Source organism: Ornithinibacillus californiensis, from assembly GCF_001038485.1.
In the GTDB taxonomy this organism is placed as follows: Bacteria; Bacillota; Bacilli; order Bacillales; family Amphibacillaceae; genus Ornithinibacillus; species Ornithinibacillus californiensis.
Genome location: NZ_LDUE01000063.1, coordinates 114,508 through 136,543 on the forward strand (window position 1 = coordinate 114,508; position 22,036 = coordinate 136,543).

At 35.4% G+C, this 22,036-nt stretch carries 22 protein-coding genes; 15 read left to right on the forward strand and 7 right to left on the reverse strand.

Translation table 11 applies throughout. From position 1 onward, the window contains the following. Positions 1-120 precede the first annotated feature (120 nt). On the forward strand, positions 121-1,326 hold the full coding sequence (locus TE34_RS16910) for a serine-tRNA(Ala) deacylase AlaX (protein ID WP_047985995.1): 1,206 nt from the start codon (positions 121-123) through the stop codon (positions 1,324-1,326). Between the two features lie 305 nt (positions 1,327-1,631). Here TE34_RS16910 and TE34_RS16915 read toward each other — a convergent pair whose 3' ends face one another. Beyond that, on the reverse strand, positions 1,632-2,531 hold the full coding sequence (locus TE34_RS16915; protein WP_047985996.1) for a DMT family transporter: 900 nt from the start codon (positions 2,529-2,531) through the stop codon (positions 1,632-1,634). Between the two features lie 235 nt (positions 2,532-2,766). Between TE34_RS16915 and TE34_RS16920 the strand changes: the two genes are divergently transcribed. The 5 genes from TE34_RS16920 (at position 2,767) to TE34_RS16930 (ending at position 5,938) form a co-directional block, all read left to right on the forward strand. Next, positions 2,767-4,596, forward strand: coding sequence for a MotA/TolQ/ExbB proton channel family protein (locus tag TE34_RS16920; protein ID WP_047985997.1), 1,830 nt, complete (start codon positions 2,767-2,769; stop codon positions 4,594-4,596). Further along, the gene (locus TE34_RS16925; RefSeq protein WP_047985998.1) at positions 4,586-5,278 is read left to right on the forward strand and encodes an OmpA family protein; all 693 of its coding nucleotides are present in this window, start codon (positions 4,586-4,588) and stop codon (positions 5,276-5,278) included. The genes TE34_RS16920 and TE34_RS16925 overlap by 11 nt, the downstream gene beginning before the upstream one ends. Positions 5,279-5,376: 98 nt before the next feature. Then, on the forward strand, positions 5,377-5,541 hold the full coding sequence (locus TE34_RS21280; protein WP_169749111.1) for a hypothetical protein: 165 nt from the start codon (positions 5,377-5,379) through the stop codon (positions 5,539-5,541). A 28-nt stretch (positions 5,542-5,569) separates the two neighbouring features. Further along, on the forward strand, positions 5,570-5,695 hold the full coding sequence (locus TE34_RS21535; RefSeq protein WP_236687179.1) for a DUF6254 family protein: 126 nt from the start codon (positions 5,570-5,572) through the stop codon (positions 5,693-5,695). A 33-nt stretch (positions 5,696-5,728) separates the two neighbouring features. Next, entirely contained in the window at positions 5,729-5,938 is a 210-nt protein-coding gene (locus TE34_RS16930; protein WP_047985999.1) for a hypothetical protein, read from the forward strand. Positions 5,939-5,980: 42 nt separating this feature from the next. On the opposite strand, the gene TE34_RS16935 is transcribed toward TE34_RS16930, so the two are convergent. Further along, on the reverse strand, positions 5,981-6,580 hold the full coding sequence (locus tag TE34_RS16935) for a YqaA family protein (protein WP_047986000.1): 600 nt from the start codon (positions 6,578-6,580) through the stop codon (positions 5,981-5,983). A gap of 323 nt (positions 6,581-6,903) precedes the next feature. Next, positions 6,904-7,731 carry an FtsZ/tubulin family protein gene (locus TE34_RS16940; RefSeq protein WP_047986001.1) on the reverse strand — a complete coding sequence of 276 codons (828 nt, stop codon included), beginning with the start codon at positions 7,729-7,731 and terminating at the stop codon, positions 6,904-6,906. A gap of 243 nt (positions 7,732-7,974) precedes the next feature. Between TE34_RS16940 and TE34_RS16945 the strand changes: the two genes are divergently transcribed. The 5 genes from TE34_RS16945 (at position 7,975) to TE34_RS16960 (ending at position 11,168) form a co-directional block, all read left to right on the forward strand. Then, complete coding sequence (locus tag TE34_RS16945; protein WP_047986002.1) at positions 7,975-8,376, forward strand: MarR family winged helix-turn-helix transcriptional regulator; 402 nt, start codon at positions 7,975-7,977, stop codon at positions 8,374-8,376. 15 nt (positions 8,377-8,391) lie between these two features. Further along, entirely contained in the window at positions 8,392-9,603 is a 1,212-nt protein-coding gene (locus tag TE34_RS16950) for an MFS transporter (protein WP_047986003.1), read from the forward strand. Positions 9,604-9,746: 143 nt separating this feature from the next. Next, entirely contained in the window at positions 9,747-9,911 is a 165-nt protein-coding gene (locus TE34_RS21125; protein ID WP_236687180.1) for a hypothetical protein, read from the forward strand. A 100-nt stretch (positions 9,912-10,011) separates the two neighbouring features. After that, positions 10,012-10,221: a hypothetical protein gene (locus tag TE34_RS16955; RefSeq protein ID WP_047986004.1), complete on the forward strand. Its 210-nt coding sequence runs from the start codon at positions 10,012-10,014 to the stop codon at positions 10,219-10,221. Between the two features lie 131 nt (positions 10,222-10,352). Continuing rightward, complete coding sequence (locus tag TE34_RS16960) at positions 10,353-11,168, forward strand: Rossmann-fold NAD(P)-binding domain-containing protein (RefSeq protein ID WP_084710762.1); 816 nt, start codon at positions 10,353-10,355, stop codon at positions 11,166-11,168. A gap of 57 nt (positions 11,169-11,225) precedes the next feature. Here TE34_RS16960 and TE34_RS16965 read toward each other — a convergent pair whose 3' ends face one another. Next, entirely contained in the window at positions 11,226-12,092 is an 867-nt protein-coding gene (locus tag TE34_RS16965; protein WP_047986005.1) for a proline iminopeptidase-family hydrolase, read from the reverse strand. Positions 12,093-12,210: 118 nt separating this feature from the next. On the opposite strand from TE34_RS16965, the gene TE34_RS16970 reads away from it, so the two are divergent. Together TE34_RS16970 and TE34_RS16975 are read left to right on the forward strand one after the other, a co-directional pair. Further along, positions 12,211-12,981: a DUF4181 domain-containing protein gene (locus tag TE34_RS16970; protein WP_047986006.1), complete on the forward strand. Its 771-nt coding sequence runs from the start codon at positions 12,211-12,213 to the stop codon at positions 12,979-12,981. 20 nt (positions 12,982-13,001) lie between these two features. Further along, complete coding sequence (locus TE34_RS16975; protein ID WP_053075120.1) at positions 13,002-13,283, forward strand: DUF2087 domain-containing protein; 282 nt, start codon at positions 13,002-13,004, stop codon at positions 13,281-13,283. 324 nt (positions 13,284-13,607) lie between these two features. On the opposite strand, the gene TE34_RS16980 is transcribed toward TE34_RS16975, so the two are convergent. From TE34_RS16980 to TE34_RS16990, 3 genes are all read right to left on the reverse strand, one after another. Beyond that, complete coding sequence (locus TE34_RS16980; RefSeq protein WP_047986007.1) at positions 13,608-14,960, reverse strand: TldD/PmbA family protein; 1,353 nt, start codon at positions 14,958-14,960, stop codon at positions 13,608-13,610. Beyond that, complete coding sequence (locus tag TE34_RS16985; protein WP_047986008.1) at positions 14,961-16,355, reverse strand: TldD/PmbA family protein; 1,395 nt, start codon at positions 16,353-16,355, stop codon at positions 14,961-14,963. It abuts the gene before it with no gap. Between the two features lie 153 nt (positions 16,356-16,508). After that, the gene (locus TE34_RS16990; RefSeq protein WP_047986009.1) at positions 16,509-17,345 is read right to left on the reverse strand and encodes a TetR/AcrR family transcriptional regulator; all 837 of its coding nucleotides are present in this window, start codon (positions 17,343-17,345) and stop codon (positions 16,509-16,511) included. 106 nt (positions 17,346-17,451) lie between these two features. On the opposite strand from TE34_RS16990, the gene TE34_RS16995 reads away from it, so the two are divergent. Then, positions 17,452-20,532 (forward strand): efflux RND transporter permease subunit, encoded by a 3,081-nt coding sequence (locus TE34_RS16995; RefSeq protein WP_047986010.1) that lies wholly within the window; start codon positions 17,452-17,454, stop codon positions 20,530-20,532. A gap of 200 nt (positions 20,533-20,732) precedes the next feature. Then, positions 20,733-21,950, forward strand: a complete 1,218-nt coding sequence (locus TE34_RS17000; protein ID WP_047986011.1) for a DUF819 family protein — start codon at positions 20,733-20,735, stop codon at positions 21,948-21,950. Positions 21,951-22,036: the final 86 nt, after the last annotated feature.

Genomic DNA, 22,036 nt, shown 5'->3' on the forward strand with positions numbered 1-22,036 from the left:
AAAAAAGCAACCGAAAATAGGTTGCTTTTTTGTTGTTTAATCACGAACAATCTTTTCATTCGCTACCTAGAAGGGTATAGTAGAAGGAAATAATAAGATGTTTAGAGGTGGAAGTGAAAAGTGACAACAGAAAAATTATATTACCAAGATCAATACTTAGGACGCTTCACAGCAAATGTCCTTCATTCAGGTAAAGATGAAGCGGGACAATTCTATGTTGTCTTAGATCAAACAGCATTTTATCCCACTGGAGGTGGACAACCTCATGACACCGGAACATTGAATAATGTACAAGTTTTTAATGTGGAGGAAATAGATGGTGAAATAAGACACTATCTAAGTGAAGAAATTGATGCAAGTAAAGAATGTGTAGGAGAAATTAATTGGGACAGAAGAATGGATCATATGCAGCAGCATGCGGGACAACATATATTAACTGCAGCCTTTGAAGAAGAGTTCGGTATAAAGACAGTAAGTTTTCATTTAGGAAAAGAGATATGCTCCATTGATTTAGCAACCGATCAACTATCTGAAGAAAGAGCAATTGAAGTAGAGAAAATAGCAAACCTCATTATCATTGAAAATCGACCAATTGAAACTAGATGGGTGACAGAAGAAGAACTAGCTAACTATAAGCTGCGTAAAGAACTTGCCGTTTCAGAAAATATTCGACTAGTCATCATTCCAGATTTTGATTATAACGGTTGTGGTGGTACACATCCTAAATCCACTGGACAAGTCGGTTCGATTGAAATTTTGCATTGGGAAAAGCAAAAAAGTCATATCCGGTTATACTTTGTTTGTGGAAGGAGAGTTCGACAACAGCTTCATGAGAAACATCTAGTAATTCAAAAACTAACAACCCTGCTAAGTGCGCCTCAAGAACAGCTAGAAGATACAACAAAGAGGTTATTAGAACAAACAAAGGATTTAGAAAAAACAATTTTCGAATTAAAGAACCAAATAATTGAATATGAAGCGAATTCCTACATAGAAAAAGTGTTGCACCTAGATGGTAACTATTTAATAAAAGATAAGTTCCATAATCGTTCTATTACTGAAATCCAACAGCTTGCAAAATATATTACAGCTCGTACGAATAGGGGAATAGTTTTGTTTGTCAATGAAACAGAGGAAAAACTTCAACTGGTATGTGCAAGGGGGAGTGATGTGTCTTTAAGTATGAATCATTTGGTGAAGTCAATTCTACCTACTATTAACGGAAAAGGCGGTGGAAGTGATTCGATCGCCCAGGGTGGAGGTGATAAACTTGTTCCAGCAGAAGAATTACTGGAGATGTTGGTAAATCCGGATGAAAAATATTAAAGTGAACAGAATACAAAATGGAATAGTGCACATTTTTCAAATTAGTACATATACTAACTTCTGTGTGAATAAGGGGCATGGAAGGGTGAGTTTAAATGGGAAATCTTAAATCAATAATCAACAATGAACATAAGGCTTGTACAAATGGCTATAAAGTTATAGAAGTAAATATGTCTGCTTCAAACGAAAACTTATATGCAGTTTGCACGCCAGTTAAATTGCGTGATTAGGAAAAAAACAATCTCGTTTGCTATTTTACATATAACGAGATTGTTTTTTTTTTTGAAGTATTTGAAGAGGACTTTTCATTTTAGGCTATGTAATAACATACCTATTATGACTAGTAAGGTACCAATAAGTGAAACAAGGCTAGGAATAGGGGCACTTAGAATAATTATTTCCCCTATTAAGGCAAAGATTACTTCTCCTGATTGTGTTGCTTCAACACCAGCAAGTTTACGATTATCATATTGAACCAATTCAGTAGCATAGAAAAATAATGCTGTTGCGATAATTCCGGAAGAAATAGCAACAATCAACGTTTGGATGATTTGACTAGAGCTTGGAAATCCATGGAACATGAGTCCATAAATGGATAGAGCCAACCAAAAGGGCATGGAAGCTATAGTCATTCCAAGTATTCGCTGAAATGTATTTAAATCCCCATTAACTAGTTGCATCATTTTTCGGTTACCTAGCGGATAAGCAAAAGCTGAAATGATCAGTGGAACTATTGTGAGGATTACATTAATCATCGGGACTTCCGTTGCGTGATCAACCTGCATCATACCTATACCAATTAAGATAATCACAGAAAATAAAATACTTTGTAGGGGGAGTATTTGTTTCTGACTTTTAGTGATAAAAGGAACAAGAAGGCTCCCTGCTACAATTGTTAATTGAAAGGTAGCTGCTACTAGCCAGCCGGGGCCATATGAACTAGCAAAGGTTAATGGCGCATAAAACAGTCCAAATCCTACTATACTCCAAATCAACCAAGGAACAGGGGTACGTTTTATATGAGTTATAACAGGCTTTACGTTTTGTTTATACCCTACAATTATAAACAGAATAGGTAACATAAAAATAAATCGGAGCGAAGCACTCCAGACCCAGCTTCCTCCTTCTAAATCCATCGAACGGTTTAAAACAAAAGTGACCGAGAAAAATAGTGCCCCAAATAAACCAATAACAATTGCTTTCATGGTGTCCTCCTGTATATTTAAATGGCCAACTATGAAATAGTATAACAAAATTATTCCCTGAATGAATAGAAGAGTCTAATAATTTAATATTATCAGGGAATAAAAGTTTCTTATTAAGCTTTTCTTCAATCAAAATCGATAGCACACAATCCACTACTCATGAATTGGCCAAGTTAAGAATAGGATGGATTATAGCATTATTTGGTCGAATCTTTTTAGTGGGGAGCGGTAATAAGTGGTGCAATTTCTATTAGAGATTTTTACTAGTGAGGAAAAGGCGGAGGCAATTCTTGCAAGTCCGTTTATTGAGCTTATATTTATGGCTCTTATAGTTGGATTTATCATCGCATTAGTCGTTCATTTTATGTTGTACAGTAAACTAAAGAAATTACGTAACTATATAAGTGAAACCGGCCGAATGGATGTCGAACCCCTTCAAACATTCCAAAAAGAATATGAAAAAAAACAACAGGAGGATTCAGTTACAGTAGAAACATATGTACAATCGAAGTTTTCTAGTTGGAAAGTATTTGGAATTCCAGTAGTTAGTCTTATAAAGATGATACAGGTGACAGTATCTGTCTTTATTTTAATAGGTGTATTAGGTACATTTATTGGATTAACCATTTCATTAGGAAGTATTAGTGCTACTGGTGATCAATTAGTGGAGAATATTGCATCCGTTCTAGCGGGAATAGATGTCGCTTTTTACACTAGTATAGCTGGAATGGGATTCTCGCTGATTATGACCATTTTATTAAAAACCTTGAATACAGAACATATGTTAACCGATATTATGTTAGAAGTAGAGTCTAACCTAGAGGGTAGAGAGGATAATAACTTAAGTAAATTGATTCATGTTTCTGAAATGATAAATCAATCGATAAAGAATTTACAAGAGTCGAATCAGCAATCTTTAGGAAGTATTGAACAAGCTTTTGAAGGTTTTCAAGAATATACAACTGGATTACAGCAGTCAGCTAGAGATTTATCTCATTTTAATGATGGGCTTTCAAAGAACCTGGAAGAATTTCATAGCTTGTTCGATCAAATGAAAGAAGTTACAGACGGATTCGGAGAAGGAACTTCACGGTTAAACGAGAACTTTGATTCTCTATTTACTTATTTTAAACGGGTTGATGAGAAGAATGAACGTTTAGTTCAAACAGTAGAGGGTACGTATGAAAAGGTAAAGAATGCATCCGAGACTCAGAAAGCGACGTTACAGCGATTTGAACATGTTGTTTCTGACTTAAAAGAATTTACTTCTTCTATATTACAAGGTCAACAATCTGTTCAAGATTCATTTGGGAAGATTCTACAGCAAAGCAATTTATTAGTTAATAAAATGGAGAATCATAATAGAGAATTTAAGCAAATATTCGGCAGTGATTTATCAGCAAAACTTACTAGTATTACATCGTACCTAGCGGAATTATCAAGAGAGTTCGATCGCTTAGGTGAATGCATCACTGATTTACCAGAGGCATTACAGATAATTAATCAGACCCAGATGGAGTACAAACAGCTATTAACGGACCGTTTTGAAGAATTAAAACATTTTAATCGAACATTTGGTAATCATTTAAAAGAACATACGACAGAATCTATGGCATTTGAAAGAAACTTACGGGCTGCTACGAAGACGTTTGAACAGGTTAGTATCAAAAATAATCAACTGATGCAGGAAATCGATTCAAAAATAAATCAAATGAACCAATCGTTTAATTACCGCGAAAATCAGATGGAAACAAGTGTTACCATGTTAAAAGATACACTTTCCAGTTATGTGTCTAGTTTAGAAGGAACTTTTGGAAATCGGTTAGATCAGGTCGTTCGAAATATATCTAGTTCGATGGATCAGACTAATGAAAATATGAAACGCGAATTTATGGAAATACGAAGAATAACAGAACAAATCCAACAAAGTAATTCACAGTACACACAGCAGATGCTCCAAGAATTGGGTAGGGAAATGCAAGCCTTAATCAGGCAACTCAGTGTTGTAAGTCAACAAGGTCCATCAAGGCCTCCTGGGATAGGGATGAATCAAAATGGATACTAAATATCAAAGGCTCTTTAAGCGGGAAAGTGATGAGGGGCACTTTTGGCCATCCTTTACAGATGTATTAACGATTATTTTATTATGTTTTATATTAATTTTTATCGTAATGATGGTTATTAAGTCTTTTCAAATTGAAGAGATGAAGCGAACAATTGACCAAATTATGGGAGTAAGGGTTAACATTGTAAATGATCTCAAAGAGGAATTTAACGATTCCTCAACAGGCATTACTGTCGATGAAAAAACAGGTGCTATTATTTTTAATACGGATATTCTTTTTGAATTTGATCAAGCAAAATTAAAACCAGAGTCATATCAGTTTTTAGATGAATTCATACCTAAATATTTAGATGTATTATTGGGGAGCGGTTACGAAGAGTATGTAGCGGAGATTATAATAGAAGGCCATACCGATCGAAGTGGGAGTTATTTGTATAACCTTGAACTTGCTCAGAATAGAGCCTATAGTGTTGCTTCCTATATTCTAAGTGATGATTTTCCATATGAAAATATCCAAGAGCATTTACAAGAAAAGTTGACGGTAAATAGTAAATCGTATACGGATTTCCGCGAGGATGAAACGGGAGAGTACAGTGCAGAAGCTTCTAGAAGAGTAGAGTTTAAATTTAGGTTGAAGGATGAAGAAATATTAAATAAGACAAGAGAAATCTTGGGTGAGTAAAAGTAAGTGGGGGACGTTAATCCCCTTACTTTTTTATTGCACAAAAAGCATATTTCAAATGTGCTTCTCCATACTAAGGATAAAGGAGGGAAGTACGTATGGCAAAACGATCCAAGAAAAGTCGACCAGATCAAAAAAATAAACAAGGTTTTGATTCAAGCAAACAGGATACAGAGTTCTCAACGGAATTCGGCAGTGCAAAGGCTAATCAAGCACATAAAGAAAAGGCGAAAAAGGCTAGAGCAAATAAACAAAGCAATTAAATTATAGTTAATAAAGGAGAGTGTGATCATGACCCGTTCTAATAGAGAAAAGGAAAGAGAAAAGCGCTCAAAAAAGAATGCACAGAATCCGCATGGTAAAGTGAAGTCATTGGACCAATTAGCGGAGGAAGCAGGTAAAAACGGTAAACTCTGACGTCATTTTTACACGAGATATAGGAGAATAGTGATGGAAAAACTAACCCATGAAGAAATGATAAAACGACTCAATGAACTACTAGATGAAGATGTCACAAAGCCATTTGAAGAACAGTTAGAAAATGCTGGTGAACATGGACATCCTAGTTTTGCCGTTTCTAATAGTGAAGGGAAAACCGTAGAAATAGGCGTTGAATGGGACAAGGAAGCAGATCAGCTATATTTTACAATTGATGTTTAGATAAACAAAAAAATAAGAGTTGAATTACTCAGCTCTTATTTTTTAACTAACAACACTTTCTTTGTTTTCTATATTACGATTTCTTTTCTGATGGTATTTTCTTTTTATATAGAAGTAGCCCAATAAGATAATTGCAATTCCGCCCATAATATACGAAAGATAGTTGGTGACAAATTCTTCTGAAGCTTGTCCGTACAGATAAAAGGCTATTCCGACTATATAAAATTTAACAGCTCTTCCGATTGCTGCATAGCCAATTAATTTCCAAAGTGAATAGTGAAAAGCTCCGGAAAGGATAGTAAATACTTTAAAAGGAATTGGAGTAAAGGCACCTATTAAAATGGCTGCTTCACCGTTTTTATTAAAGGATTCAGTGGTTTTATCCACCCACTTTTTCTTAAGAAACCTATGCAAGACAGGTTCACCGAATTTTTTTCCAATCAAATATCCAAGTGGAGTTCCCATTAGACATGCAATATAACCAATGGTAGCCAACCATAGAGCGTTCTCTGGTGTTAACATACTCAAAGATACTTGGGTGAAAAATGCAGGTATTGGGAAAATAATTGCATCAATAAAGGAATGAATGAACATTCCTAACATGCCGAAATCCTCAAAAAATTCACTGACTTGCTGGACCATGACCCATCTCCTTTTAAAATGAATCTTAATTTTTCTAAATTATATCATATAAATAAAGATAACCCTCTCCTGAACTACAAAATTTGTCGAAATGAAATTAAACATAAAAAAAGGACAGTAACCTCCTTTTTGGAGAGTACTGCCCTGTAAGTTTATTGTCTGTTTTTGGGATATCTTTCTTTACCCTTCATCTCATTTAATTCTTTTTTAGTTTTATGTTTTTTCTTTTTGTCTTTTGCCATTAGAATCCCTCCTTGACCTTAGTTTAAACGAATGTAGATAAAAAATGTAAACAAGGTAAGAGAAGAATTCATAAGCATTTTTTAACGAGTTTCAGCTAACCATTTTCTAATGAAGTTTTTATATTTTATGGATGGTTTTTTATCCGAAAGAATTGGTGTCTCTATAGGATCCTGTATTCCATTTACTAGTAATGTAATTTTAAACCGCTGACCAGGCTCATCTATAAAATAGGAGCCAATTTTAAATAGCTCTGCTTTGTCGAATAAGTCATTAAGCCTTAAGTTTATTTGCCTAAATGCTTCCATATCAACCTCTCTAGTGTAGCCGATATTGATAATTAACTGTTCAGCCTCTGTGAAGTCGTTGGGTAGATATGGTGTGGCAATCATATATTTTAAGGGCTCATCAAAATTTCTTCCCTCGATTGTATGTACAAATAATGGTCCGCGATTCCTATTAATAAAAGTTTTAATATCTTGGTAGTCAATATTGATCTTACCAGTTTCGTCGACCATTTCTCGTAGCGTTTGCATAGATTTTTCCTCAATTTTATCAAAAGCTTGCCTAGCTTCATGGATAGGGGTATTTGGATCTATAGTTTCCATCAATCCATCACTATCAAAAAAGATAACTGCATCACAGTAATCACGCATGACATAATACTGCTCTTTTGCTGTCATTTGTCTTCTTTTGCCTTCAAAACGGAATGGAAAGCGAAAGACGCCAATGAGCAGTGGTTTTCTTTCTCTCAAGTTCTTTAGCTTCACACCCAATTCTTGTGTTTCGCTAGGATTACCACCGATAAAACGATAGAAACAAAGATCATCTTGTTGTAGTTCTGCAATAATCGATTGTCTTTTATCCGAAAAGTCTGTATTCAATCTAAAAGGTCCAAAGATTCTCTCCATGTCGCCTCTCCCAACTCTATTATTTCATTATTTTCACCATAATATCAGATTCACTCAGGAAAGTTTGTCATATTCTGTTGAGAAAAAGAACTAGTTTTGTTGAAAAATAACAGGGGTATGGAATTATTGTTTTGTCACCATAATACGTAAAAATTAATGAAGATTATCTGTACAATCTCGGTATTCTGGTATAAGATATTTATTATGCAAAATACTTACCTAGGTAAGTAATGGAGGTGCATGATGTTAAACCAGGATTTACTTCACTTATTGAATCAACGAGTTCGTTATATTAATAAACATTTAAATGAGCAACTGCAAAAGCACGGTCTTTATAATGCACAATGGTCAATAATGTACTATTTGTATAAAAATGGCGTTAAAACGCAATCAGAAATTATGAATTACTTTCTTGTAAATGCTCCTACGATCACCCGTACGGTCAAGCGTATGGAAGAAAATGGATGGATAAGTCGTGTTGCAGGTCAAGATAAACGTGAGCGGTATATTGACTTAACAGATGAAGCAAAGAAGAAATATAAAGAAATTGAAGAGACTGTGTCGGAGCATGAAGTCGTAATGCTAGCTAATTTAACGACGGAAGAAAAAGAAACATTATTGAATTTACTACAGAAATTAGAATAAAGGGGAACGTACAACATGAGTAATCAAAATAAGATTTGGACAAAGGATTTTATCAATATCTCATTGATACAATTCATTGTGTTTATTGGGTTTTATACATTACTTACAACACTACCAATATACGTTATAGAGGATTTAGGGGGTACAGAAGCACAGGGTGGTTTAGTTGTAACAATCATGTTAATTGCAGCTATTATCATGAGGCCAATCTCAGGAGGGATTATTGAAAAGTTTGGTAAGAAGAGAACGTTACTATGGAGCACGGGCTTGTTTACAGGCACCATGTTTTTTTATTTTTTCATTGAAAGTTTCACTGGTATTATGGTTCTTCGTTTTATACATGGGTTATCATTTGGAGTGTTAACTACGGTTGCTAGTGCAATTGCAGCAGATGTAGTACCGAATGCAAGAAAAGGAGCAGGTTTAGGTTATTTTGCTATGGCAACCAATATCGCGATGGTAGTCGGCCCATTCTTAGGTTTAACCTTAATTCAGTTTGTTTCCTATAAAATGTTATTCATGATTATTAGTTTTGTCGCTGTAATTGGTGTCCTTTGTTCTGTACAAGTGAAAGTTCCACATGTCACTAGTAATCCATTTAGCAACGTGAAAAAGAAATTTTCTATTCAATCTTTAATAGAAGTGAGGGCATTACCCATTGCCTTCATTAGTTTATTTGTGGGAATAGCTTATTCGAGTATTCTTTCTTATGTAAGTGTTTTTGCGAATGCAAGTGGTTTAGCCCATGTCGCAAGCTACTTCTTTGTCGTCTTTGCAATAGTAATGATTTTAGCAAGACCCTCATTTGGTCAATTATTTGATGTGAAAGGACCAAAATATGTTATTATTCCATGCTTATTAATTTTTAGTATTGGATTAGTTATGCTAAGTTTCTCTGGTGATTCTGCTTGGTTATTCTTAATAGCTGCCGGGGTCATTGGTCTTGGTAGTGGTTCTTTACTCCCTAGTTTTCAAACGATGTGTATCCAAGCTGGTGGTCCCGGTAGAAGCGGTCATTCCACAGCTACCTTCTATATTTTTTGGGACATAGGAATTGCTACAGGATCTTACGTACTTGGCATGATCGTAGCAATGTTTAACTTCCAAGTATTATATATTGTATGTGCCGTATTATTAGTCTTTGTAGTAGGCATGTTTATCATCCAGCAATCATGGCATGGAAAAAAAACTCCTGTACAACAGCAGATTCCAGCAGAGAATATGTAATAAAACTTGGTATCAGTCTCTAGACCGAAAATCCCTACAGTGATAGTAGGGATTTTTTGTGCTTAAAAATCGGTCGCGGTCCCGAGGTTGAAATGATTCAAAGTGTATATGATAGAAGTAAGAAAACAAAGGAGGAATTTATGATGAATGTTGAAATAAATAGAATGGTAACTGAAGGAAGAATGCAAGAGATGAGGGACTATGCTTTTCAGGCGAATACTGTTATTCGAAAAAAATCTAGTAAAAAAACGAAGAAGTTAGCACATGGTAAGCGTTATAACCCATTAATTCAGAAAAAAATAGGATAAAACTCCTTTTCATGAGGAGTTTTATCTATTTCTAGTAATATTATGGAAAGTACTAACTATATTTTAGTAAAAGTCTATAAATATAGTTAGGGGGATATTTATGTTGATCGTAGTATTAGTATTACTGCTAGCAATAGGCATAAGAGCTATGATATATGGAGGAAAAAATATCATAAAGAGTATTGGGTTTTGGCTAGGAGGTCTAGTAACTATATTTACTTTTATGTTTGTTTTAATTTCCATGTACTTTATGACAGGTGCGGAGAGTGAGCCATATATTCTAAAAGAAGATGTTCAGATTACAGAATAGTAAATCGATGGAGTTTGCACCTTGTTAATATTAAGTCTGTAATTCATAATGTAATTACTAGGTGAAGAAAGGGGCTGTATCGATGAGAACAGCATTAGTATTCGGAGGTACTAGATTTTTTTGGAGTGGACTTGATTGAAAAATTACTAGAAAATGGTGTGAAAGTAACTGTAGCTACACGTCAAACTAGTGAGGATTCATTTGGAGATAGAGTGGAACGATTAAAGGTTGATCGTTTTGATGAAGTTTCTATCCGAGAGGCTGTTGAAGGGAAATTTTGGGATGTTGTTTTTGATCAATTATGCTTCTCATCCAATGATGCGGAAATGATAGCAAACACATTAGAAGGAAAAATGAAGCGTTATGTGTTCACATCTACTTTATCCGTTTATGATTATGGTGAAAATATGGCGGAAGAAGTATTTGACCCGTATACATACGATTTGAAAATGGTTGATCGCCAGGAAGTAACGTATCAGGAGGGAAAAAGACAAGCTGAAAGCTATTTTTTCCAAAAAGCAACATTTCCTGTAGTGGCTATGCGAATTCCAATTGTACTTGGTGAGCAAGATTATACCGAGAGATTGTTACACTATGTAAAAAGTGCACAAGAAGGAAAGAAAGTGTACTTTCCAAATCCAAAAGCAGAAATGTGTTTTGTACATCAACAAGAAGCTGGGGAATTCTTGGCTTGGGTAGCTGAAACTGATTTCGTGGGACCGATCAATGTTTGTGCTAATGGTGTTATTACGATGGAGTATTTAATGAATCTTATTTCTGAAATTACTAGAAATGAAGTTGTGATAACTTCTGAAGAGAAGCTTGAGTCTCCTTATGCAATCAGTGTAACATGGACATTAAGTAATGAGAGAGCAACCCGACTAGGTTATGAGTTTACTAATCTTACTAACTGGTTACCGGGATTGATTACTTATTTAGCAAAATAAACGAAGACATTATATAAGCGATTGAACTAGCTCTTCACTAGTTCAATCGCTTTCGTATTAGGACAAAAATTTGCGCATCACTTCTAGATAAACTTCTGGCTCTTCTATATAAGGCATATGCGCGCTATTCTCGAAAATATGTAACTTACTATTTGATGTAAGATTACTAAAATATTCTGTCGATTCCGGTGTGGCTTCATCGAAGCGACCGCATGTGTAAAGGGTTGGAACATCAATCTTGTGAAGTTCTTTTGTACAATCAAAGTCCTTTAAATTACCTGCTACATGAAACTCTGATGCGCCCCACATGATATTATAAACTTCAGAATTTCTAAATTTAGCTCCTTCCTTAAGGAAAGCAGGCCGATCTGATTCCGGTAATTTACAAACAAAATTGTCGTTAAATATTTTTGTTGCTTTTTTATAAGCTTCCGAGTCTGTATTTCCGTTTACTTCACATTCTCTAATTGTATGTTGAACTTCTAAAGGTAACTTTTGAAGATTTCTTTGTTGATCTTCTGCCCAAATTGGCGCACTTAAACAAGGACTAGAAAATATTATACTTTGTACTCCTTGAGGGTATTTCAAATAATAAGCTGCAGCTAAAGTAGTTCCCCAGGAATGACCTAGAATATGAAACTCTGTTAATCCAAGTCCCTCTTTCAAATGTCTAACCTCTTCAATGAATCGATCAAGATTCCACAATGATTTATCATTAGGACGGTCAGAATGTCCACATCCCAATTGATCATATAGAATTACTGGTCGAGTATTTGCGAGTTCCTGTAACCCTTGTAAGGACCAGTGGGAAGACCCTGGTCCACCGTGTAGAATAAGAACTGGCGCATTATTCGTTTGTTGGTCATGAATTTGATACCAAACCTTTCCACCAGTTACCTGTATAAACCCTTCTTTTATTGGCATGATTTTTCTCCTTTGATTTGTTCTATTTATCATCTATCATAACACCTTAAGAAAGTCCATTAAACAATGAAGTATGATAAACTGTTTATAACATTCTGTATATATGGAGGTCTATCACTTGAATCAGACGATTCTAATTTTTACCATAACGGTTGTAGTAATCATGTTATTGCTGATGTTCATTGTTCGGAAAAAACTAAAAATAAAAACAGAAATAGGTTTGTATAAGTATATTAATAAGACGCATAAATGGGGAGAACGTATACTCTTACTGCTGTTTTTTATCACTTTATCCATAGCTTATTTTGGTTTTTATTATGTAGAAGTGTACTTGATTTTTATTTTTTTCCTCGCGCAATCTATTTTTCGTGCGTTTATGGAGTGGAAATATGAACGGGAAGAAAAAGAGTATATTATATCGTTAATTGGGGCTGGTACCAGTGTTGTGCTTTTCATTGGTGTTCTCTTCTTTTCGCTACAAACAACTACTTTCGAGGTGTTTCTGGAAGAAAACAAAAATCTTAATTTGGACTCTATTCCCAAAATAGAAATTGGTAATTATGCTTGGAATGATGAAGAAAGAAGTTTACATGATAAAGAAATACTAAAACGAGAAGTGCACATAGAGGACCAGAGAATAATCAATAGAATCTTTGCTGAGTTACATGCCCTTGAGTTACGTGAAAGAGAGATTGATAAAGACAGTCTGGGTAATTACTATAGCTTTTTTGTAGATAGGAATCGTTATTTCGAAATTACAATTTATGATGAGTACTTGTCTATTTCTACCGATGATTATCATGTTTACCGTGTTACGAATCAAAATGGGCTATATAGATTTTTAGAAGAGGGAGACCTAAATTGGGTTTTTCCTGAAAGTGAAAAGTGAATATCGAAGGGAGAGATAGCATGTTAAAAGATTTGGAGATTACTAGTGAAGAACGAGATAAAATTTTAACAAATTACATAAAAGAAGGTAAGCTTGATACTTTTCCTAGTAAAGTAAAGCGTAAAATAATCATACTGGAATACTTTATTCAACAATTTGAACGGGAAAAGGATTATACTGAAAAGGAAGTTAACGACAAATTGAAGGGCATTTATGAAGACTTTGTTACGATTAGAAGAGCTCTTGTTGATTTTGGTTTTATGGAAAGAAGTAGAGATGGTAAAGAATATCGTGTGAAATGAAAGGGTAGGGAAGAGGTCGGGACATAACTAGATCAAAGGAATATAAATACAAACAATCACCAAATTAGCCCCGGAAATATACGGAGACTCCTTGAAAAAGAAGATCGCTTTTTCTGCGTGCGATGAGTCGCTGCCGAAGCGTTCCTTGTCCTGTGGGAGGATAGGCATAGGTGAGACCCCTCGGGGAGCGATAGCTCTGAGGAGGCTCACCAGCCGCCCACGGAAAGCGTAGTATATTTCCGGGGCGGGTTATGTGCACTAATAATGTTCGGATTTACCTTTGAAAGAATTACTTTTGTCCCAGTCTTTTCCCTTTTTATTTACTTAATCTACAGTAACAGCTAATCCTTTTATCTTTAGTGATGGAGATCCAATGTAACCATAGTAATCCATTGGTGAAAACTCTAGGTCATTACCTACCATTTCAATATCTTTTAGTAACTCAAAAAAATTCCCAGCAATAGTCATTAGATTGGTTGGACCAATTATTTTACCGTCTTTCACAAAATATCCATTTGCTGCGAGTGAAAAATCACCCGAAATTTGATTAGCACCAGAATGAAGACCAGCAAGGCTCGTAATGATGATCCCTTCTTCCATTGTACCGAACAATTCCTCATAAGAGTTAGCGCCGGGTTTAACATAAAAGTTGGAAGGACTAACACCGATAGAATCTTTATAAGATGGTTTATGACCATGACCAGTTGATTCCACGCCATCTTTCTTCGCTGTTTTTAGATTATGGAAGTACGTTTTTAATACTCCTTCTTGAACAACTGTTAATTCTTTAGTTGGAACACCTTCTGAATCAAATGTTCCACTTCGAGTCCCATCTTCTAAAAATGGATTGTCAATAAGGGTTACCACCTCAGATGCAATAACAGTATCAACTTTCCCTTTCAGACGTGATTGATTATCATGAACTGATTTTGCAGAAAAAGATGGTGAAAAAGTTGCTAATAAATTAGCAGCAGCTGAACCTTTTAATATAACAGGATAAGTTTTATTTGGATATGTTTTTCCATTTAAGTGACTTAAACTTTTTTCTACAGCTTCCTTGGCTATCTCTTCTGGATTGAGTGAATCTATGTCTTTGGTAAGTTTGAAATAAAAGTCGGATTTAATTTCATCATTCTCTTTTACTACGACAGAAAATACAACATAAAGGAAGTTATTTCTATCCTGTAACGATAATCCTTTATTGTTGAACAAAGCTTTTTCCACCATTGTGTCTTGAATAGTGGCATAATCCGTTTGAACTACTCTTGGATCATATTCGTAAATCTTCTTCTCAGCATCTCTTAAGAGCTGGATTTTTTTATCAATAGTAACATTGGAAAGAGAAGTGGAGTAAAAATCTCTATCTTTGTAAGTTGCATTACCGTCAAATAATTCTTCGGGATCATCTTCAATTAATAGTGAATTTTCCTTTATGTTCTCTAGTAAAAAGGCAACAGAATCTTTATCTATCTTCTCAGTATATGCATAGCCCATCTTACCATCATACAAGCCGCGGACAGAAACTCCGATTGTCGTTGCGGATACATAGTCATCGATTTCACCTTTGAAGATTTGGCAGCCAAATCCTGCTTGTTTCTCGTAATAAAGTTCTAGATCAGAGAATCCCAGTTTTGCACCTTCTGTAAATAACTGTTCTTTAAATAAATTTATATCCATTTAATTTGCCTCCCTTCCACCAACTGTAATTTCACTTACACGAAGCATCGGTTGCCCCACGTTGACAGGGATGCTTCCGCTTGAAGCTCCACACATCCCAGCACCATGGCCGAGATTATTAGCAACCATATCTACTTTTTGAATAGTTTTGGCACCATTTCCAATCAATGTTGCTCCTCGTAATGGTTTATCTACCTTACCATTTTTCACGAGATATGCTTCATTTACTGCAAAGTTGTAATCACCAGTTGCAGGGTTAACAGATCCACCACCCATGTATTTGGCGTATATTCCATATTCTGTGTTTGCGATAATTTCTTCAGGTGTTGACTGTCCAGGTGCAATGTACGTATTCGTCATCCTTGAGGTAGGAGCGAATTTGTAGGATTCACGTCTTCCGGAACCAGTAGATTTTTCATTCATTCTTCTAGCATTAAATTTATCAATCAAATAGCCCTTTAGGATTCCGTTTTCGATTAATACATTTTTGCGAGCTTTTTCTCCTTCATCATCGATGTTAATAGAACCCCATTCGTTAGTAATTGTACCGTCGTCAATATAGGTTACTAAATCTGAAGCAACCTTTTCACCAACTTTATTAGCAAAAACGGAGTTGTTCTTTGCGACTGCTGCTGCCTCTAATCCGTGTCCACAAGCTTCATGAAATATAACGCCACCGAATTCATTGTCAATGATTACAGGGAACTTACCACTTGGCGCTGCATCTGCATTTAACATCGTTACAGCTATTCTTGCTGCCTCTTCTGCGTAATAATCAACATCTAATCCTTCTATGTATTCAAAACCTTGTAATCTCCCAGGCCCATAGAAACCTGTTTGCATGTCATGTTCATTAGAAGCAATGGCATTAACGACAAATCGACTTCTTACACGTGTATCTTCTACATAAGTACCTTCTGAATTAGCTATCAAAACATGTTGTTCTTCTTCTGATAGAGCAATGGTCGCTTGGGAAATAGAAGAATGATAGTTTCGGGCCACTTGATTAGCATGGCGTAGAATTGCTAGTTTACGCGTCTTATCCACACTGTTTGGTAAAAGTTGTATTGGGTGTAATGGTTTAACCGTTTGTTTTTCAAGAGGTAAAACAATATTTTTATTACTTGCAGTCCCTTGAATTGCTTGTGCGGCGGCACTTGCAGCTTGTAATAATCCATCTCTTGAAAAGTCATTTGTAAAGGCATAAACACTATTTAGTCCTTTGAAAATACGAATACCTACCCCGAAATTACGTCCAGACAGACTATCTTCTAACCTGCTGCTTTGTAATTTCATTAAGTTAGTAAAGCGGTCTTCAACATACACTTCGGAAAAATCTCCACCAGTAGTTAGTGCGGCAGATAGCACGTCTTCTATGAGTGCCTTGTTTAACATAAAATCCCCCCTATATTGTGGTAGTTTGACTTATCTGAATTCATTATACATTATAATCAATCAGATAACATTATCCTTCAGACGGGTTTGAACTCCGTCTTAAGTCGTAGGCATAAATAAAAAGCATCATAGCTACTGCTAGCTAGATGCTTTTTAGTTGGTTAATTGAAAGTATTTCTTTAATAAATATCCTAATCGTTTATTTTCAGAGCGACCATATATATTTTCTATTAGGCCATTTAAGATGGCCGGGCTATAGGTTTGAAGCTGTAATTGTTCTTTTAAAATAGTTAATGATTCTTTACTAATTTTGTCATCGGCCTCTTTAAACGCATCCTCAACCATGTGAAGCAGATCTACAGCTGAGTATTCATCATCTGAAAAGGTGTGAAACCTTTCTGCCATTTCCTCCGTAATAAAAGGTATAGTTACATGTTTAGCAAGAATTTCAGTTTTTTCTACGAGTGAATTAGAAATTAACTCTAGGTCCATCTCGATTTCATTAAACAAAATAAAGTTCGCATAGCCATTCATTAATCCCTTAATAGCAAAAACTAGATCAAATTTATTTCCTTTAATCTTATTCCCATATACATTTTCAATGATGGAAAGGATCGTTTGGTCGGTTCGTCGATCATAATACTGCATTTTAGTAAGTAACTTCGAATTAAGAGAATGGGTTTGTTCTTTCATTAAGATTTTTGCAAAGTTTGCGTGTCTAGAAAATGCTAAGAAAATAGTATGGAAAAAGTGGTACATAATACGGTCTGTAGTTACATTTCTGACCGTATAGTCAATATCGATTGAAATTTGCTCCATAAAATGATCAATGATTGCTAGTATAAGTTCGTCCTTAGATTTGAATGATAAATAGAAAGCACCTTTAGAGATACCGCAGTAATCAGTTATTTGTTGTACGGATGTAGCTTCGAATCCTTGTTTTGCAAAAAGTTCTAGTGCTTTTTCCATGATTAACTGTTTTTTAGACATATGTAAAATCTCTCCTAAATTTATATCATCAGAGTTGACAAATTGACTGGTTAGTCATTAGTATAGGTAAATGGGTTAGTAAAGTCAAATTGAGGTAGGTGTAATTGTGAAGAATTTTGTTAATTTTGTTGTGAAAAACAAACTAGCAGTTTGGTTATTAACGATTATAATTGTCGTATCAGGTATTTACTCTGGTTCTAGAATGAAAACAGAAATGATTCCTGATATTTCTATACCGTTTCTAATGGTAACTGGAGTATATCCTGGAGCAACTCCTGAGAAGGTAATGGATGAAGTGTCCATTCCAATAGAAAAAACGATAGAAAATTTAGAAGATGTAAAAGCCGTTTATTCGAATTCATATGCCAATATGGCAAGTATACAAGTAGAGTATGATTATGGCATAGATATGGATGAAGCAAAACGAGCGTTGGATTCAGCATTAGATAATGTAACACTACCAGAAGGTGCACAAGAACCAACCATTACATCAATTAGTATGGATATGATGCCAGTTGTGGCATTAAGTATCGGTAGTGAAACAGAAGACATTGTGGAATTAACCTCTACTGTCGAAGAAATTATCCTTCCTAAGCTAGAAAAATTAGATGGTGTAGCCTCAGCAACCATTACTGGTCAACATATCGAGGAAATAGAACTAAGATATGATGAAGATAAAATGGAAGAGTTAGGCATCACGGAAGATGATGTCAAGCAAATGATTCAAGCAAGTGATATGGCTATTTCTCTTGGACTTTACGAGTTTGAGGAGGGTGAGCAAGCTGTTGCATTAGATGGGAAGTTCATGTCGGAAGATGAATTGAAAGATATGCTAATCCCTGTTACTCCATCTGAAACGCAGCCTTTACCTTTTGTAAGACTAGGTGATATTGCAACTGTAGAAGTAATTGGTAAGGTTGAATCGATCTCTCGTACAAACGGAGAGAATGCGATTGCTATCCAAATTGTTAAAGGACAGGATGCAAATACAGTTGATGTTGTAAATGAAGTGAAAGAATTAATGGAAGAGGAAGAGTCGAACATCTCTGGATTAGTCGTTGATATCTCACTTGACCAAGGTGAGCCGATTGAGGATTCCGTAGCAACAATGATAGAAAAAGCAGTCTTTGGTGGATTGATTGCTGTACTCATTATTCTATTGTTCTTACGTGATTTTAAATCAACGATTATATCAATTATCTCTATTCCTGTATCTATATTTATCGCATTAATGCTTTTAAATTGGTTGGATATTACACTCAATATTATGACTCTAGGTGCAATAACTGTAGCTATAGGCCGTGTTATTGATGACTCGATTGTTGTTGTTGAGAATATATATCGACGATTACACCTTAAAGAAGAGAAGCTAACTGGTCGTGCTCTAATTCGGGAAGCAACGATTGAAATGTTTAAACCGATTGCCTCATCTACACTAGTAACCGTTGCAGTATTTGCACCATTAATTTTTGTAGGGGGAATGGTTGGAGAATTATTCATGCCATTCGCACTGACGATGACATTTGCATTGGGTGGTTCGTTATTAGTTGCGATCACAATCGTACCAGCACTATCTCACTTCTTATTCAAGAAAAAGCTTTATGGTAAGAAAACGGAAGTTAAACACAAAGAAGTGGGTAGGTTAGCGAATTGGTATAAAGGGGTTCTCCGTTGGACATTAAACCATAAGATTATCACCTCAATTACAGCAATTGTTTTATTAGTTGGTAGTTTAGCATTAATGCCGTTAATTGGATTTAGTTTCCTAGGTAGTGAAGAAGAAAAGGTTATGTATTTAACGTACACTCCGGAAACAGGGGAACTACCAGAAGAGACTTTAGCTAATGTGACAGAAGTAGAAGAAGAAATGCTTAAACGTGAAGATATCGATATCGTGCAGTTATCCATTTCAGAAAATGATCCACAAGCCTCTATGATGATTGGTGGAGGCGGTGCATTAATGTACTTAATCTTTGATGAAGATATGGATGATTTCCCAGGAGTTCGTGAAGAAATCGAAGAATATGTATTTAATATTGGTCAATCTGGAGAATGGAAAAGCCAAAACTTCTCTGCGATGTCCTTTGCTTCTAATGAAATTAGTTACACGTTATATAGTGAAGACTTAGACAAATTAAATGAAGCAGTTACCATGGTAGAGGAAGTAATGAATGAAACAGATGGATTAAAAGATATTTCCTCAAATAAAGAAGAATCCTATGTAGAATATACATTTAAAGTTGATCAAGAAGAACTGCTTCAATACGGTTTGACAACAGGGCAGATTTTCATGGCTTTAAATCCAAATCGAACAGATGACATTCTTACAACAATTGAAAAAGACGGTAATGATTTGAATGTAATTGTGAAGCATGATGATCAGATTGAGCAGCCTTCATCCATTGATGAAATGTTAGAAATGGAAATTGAGACTGCACTTGGAACAACTATGGCGTTATCAGATTTGGTGACTATTGAAGAAGGTACAACATTAAATACACTTGCTCGTAGTGAGGGTGAGTACTATGCTACTGTATCAGGAACCATCACGGGTGATGACATTTCTAAAGCATCCGCAGAGGTTGAAGAGAAAATCAGTGAACTTGAGTTTCCAAAAGGTGTTACAACAGGTGTTGCTGGGGTAACAGCTGATATGGAAGAAACATTTACACAGCTTGGGTTTGCAATGCTAGCAGCAGTGCTTATTGTATACTTCATTCTAGTAGTAACATTTGGTGAAGGTCTTGCACCATTTGCCATTCTCTTCTCCTTACCATTTGCTGTTATTGGCTCATTTGTAGGATTGTTAATTGCAGGCGAGACAATTTCTGTCACAGTAATGATGGGATTATTAATGTTAATTGGTATCGTCGTAACGAATGCGATCGTACTTGTTGACAGAATTATTCATATGGAAAGAGAAGGCTTGGGAATGCGTGAAGCAATCCTAGAAGCAGGTGGTACACGACTTCGTCCTATTCTTATGACAGCTATAGCAACAATTGGAGCACTAGTTCCAATGCTATTTGGTAATGCTGGTGGAGGACTAATTTCTAAAGGTCTCGCGATTACTGTTATTGGTGGGTTAGCGAGTTCAACGATCTTAACTTTAATTATCGTACCAGTTGTATATGAATTCCTATCAAAAATCTTTAAAAAGAACCGGAAAGAGATTCAAGAGAATTAAAGAAGCCAGGTAGCTCAGCCTTAGGTTGAGCTACCTGGTTTTTATATTTTTTCAAAAAAATTTTTTATTATTAAGTTTGAAATTCAAACTTTTCATGCTATTAAATTGTTATGTGGACGAGTCACTCGGCCAACCCGTGACAGTCGATGTGTATATACGCTATAATTGAATATTATTTATGGATATAGAGGAGAGTGACTATGGTTTATTCAATAATTCAGCCTGATAACACTTGGGTTTTATGGGCGTTTTTGGCTGGCTGGGCTGGGGTAAGTATTTATTTAGAACAGAAATTTGAATGGGCTTCAAAGGTTTCAGGTGCCATCATTGCACTAGTGGGTGCAATGATCTTAGCGAATTTTAATATTATTCCTACCGAGTCTCCTGTATATGACACGGTTTGGAGCTATGTTGTACCTCTTGCTATACCTTTACTACTATTCCAATCCAATATTTTAAAGATTTGGAAAGAGAGTGGAAGACTATTGGTCGTTTTCCTCATTAGCTCAATTGGAACAGTAGCCGGAGCAATAGTGGGTTTCTTATTACTTAAGGACTTTATACCAGATTTATATAAAGTGGTTGGTATGATGACCGGGTCTTATATTGGGGGTAGTGTAAATCTTGCCGCCTTGTCTGCACGGTTCGAGACACCTGGAGAATTGATATCTGCTACAGTCGTTGCTGATAATTTGATGATGGCCTTATATTTCTTAGTATTAATGCTAATTCCAACATTATCTTTCTTCCGAAAACGGTATAATGCACCTCATCAGGAGTATGTAGAAAAGTTCTCAGGAAAAACAGAAAATCTTGCAGCATCTTATTGGAAAAGACAAGAAATTTCTTTAAGGGATATTGGTCTTGCATCCGGTTCAGCATTTGCACTCGTAGCTGTATCGTTTAGTTTGGCTGGATTTTTTGACCAACTAATACCTACAGGAGAAAACGTGAATATCTTACTTAATGTGTTAAATGGCATTTTGGGTGATAATTACCTTATGCTTACTACAATAACATTACTCGCTGTAACAATCTTCTCTCGATTTTTTGAAAAGATAAACGGTGCTAAAGAAATTGGAACATATCTTATTTATATTTTCTTTGTGGTTATTGGTGTCCCAGCTTCATTGCCAGTTATTTTACAAAATGCACCATTATTATTTGTGCTTGTATTCATCATGGTTGCTTTAAATATGATTATCTCGTTTGTATTTGGTAAGTTTTTTAAATACAATTTAGAGGAAATTATATTAGCAAGTAATGCTAATATCGGTGGGCCTACTACAGCTGCAGCGATGGCAATTTCAAAAGGTTGGAGTAAGCTTGTGGCACCGATATTAATAATAGGGACGTTGGGGTATATTATTGGAAATTACCTTGGTGCGGCAATTGGATATTGGTTAGGTTTATATTAATATATGGAATACAGGTCAAATTGACTTGTATTCCTTTTTTTACTTCATAGCTCTTTAATATAACTAAGTTAGATTTGTAAGCAGTT

Coding starts and splice junctions, on each gene's coding strand:
- TE34_RS16955 (WP_047986004.1), top strand. CDS start 10,012: ATGTTGATCGTAGTATTAGTATTACTGCTAGCAATAGGCATAAGAGCT.
- TE34_RS16930 (WP_047985999.1), top strand. CDS start 5,729: ATGGAAAAACTAACCCATGAAGAAATGATAAAACGACTCAATGAACTA.
- TE34_RS16925 (WP_047985998.1), top strand. CDS start 4,586: ATGGATACTAAATATCAAAGGCTCTTTAAGCGGGAAAGTGATGAGGGG.
- TE34_RS16990 (WP_047986009.1), bottom strand. CDS start 17,345: ATGTCTAAAAAACAGTTAATCATGGAAAAAGCACTAGAACTTTTTGCA.
- TE34_RS16965 (WP_047986005.1), bottom strand. CDS start 12,092: ATGCCAATAAAAGAAGGGTTTATACAGGTAACTGGTGGAAAGGTTTGG.
- TE34_RS17000 (WP_047986011.1), top strand. CDS start 20,733: ATGGTTTATTCAATAATTCAGCCTGATAACACTTGGGTTTTATGGGCG.
- TE34_RS16915 (WP_047985996.1), bottom strand. CDS start 2,531: ATGAAAGCAATTGTTATTGGTTTATTTGGGGCACTATTTTTCTCGGTC.
- TE34_RS16985 (WP_047986008.1), bottom strand. CDS start 16,355: ATGTTAAACAAGGCACTCATAGAAGACGTGCTATCTGCCGCACTAACT.
- TE34_RS16945 (WP_047986002.1), top strand. CDS start 7,975: ATGTTAAACCAGGATTTACTTCACTTATTGAATCAACGAGTTCGTTAT.
- TE34_RS16980 (WP_047986007.1), bottom strand. CDS start 14,960: ATGGATATAAATTTATTTAAAGAACAGTTATTTACAGAAGGTGCAAAA.
- TE34_RS16950 (WP_047986003.1), top strand. CDS start 8,392: ATGAGTAATCAAAATAAGATTTGGACAAAGGATTTTATCAATATCTCA.
- TE34_RS16975 (WP_053075120.1), top strand. CDS start 13,002: ATGTTAAAAGATTTGGAGATTACTAGTGAAGAACGAGATAAAATTTTA.
- TE34_RS16935 (WP_047986000.1), bottom strand. CDS start 6,580: ATGGTCCAGCAAGTCAGTGAATTTTTTGAGGATTTCGGCATGTTAGGA.
- TE34_RS21280 (WP_169749111.1), top strand. CDS start 5,377: ATGGCAAAACGATCCAAGAAAAGTCGACCAGATCAAAAAAATAAACAA.
- TE34_RS21125 (WP_236687180.1), top strand. CDS start 9,747: ATGAATGTTGAAATAAATAGAATGGTAACTGAAGGAAGAATGCAAGAG.
- TE34_RS16940 (WP_047986001.1), bottom strand. CDS start 7,731: ATGGAGAGAATCTTTGGACCTTTTAGATTGAATACAGACTTTTCGGAT.
- TE34_RS21535 (WP_236687179.1), top strand. CDS start 5,570: ATGACCCGTTCTAATAGAGAAAAGGAAAGAGAAAAGCGCTCAAAAAAG.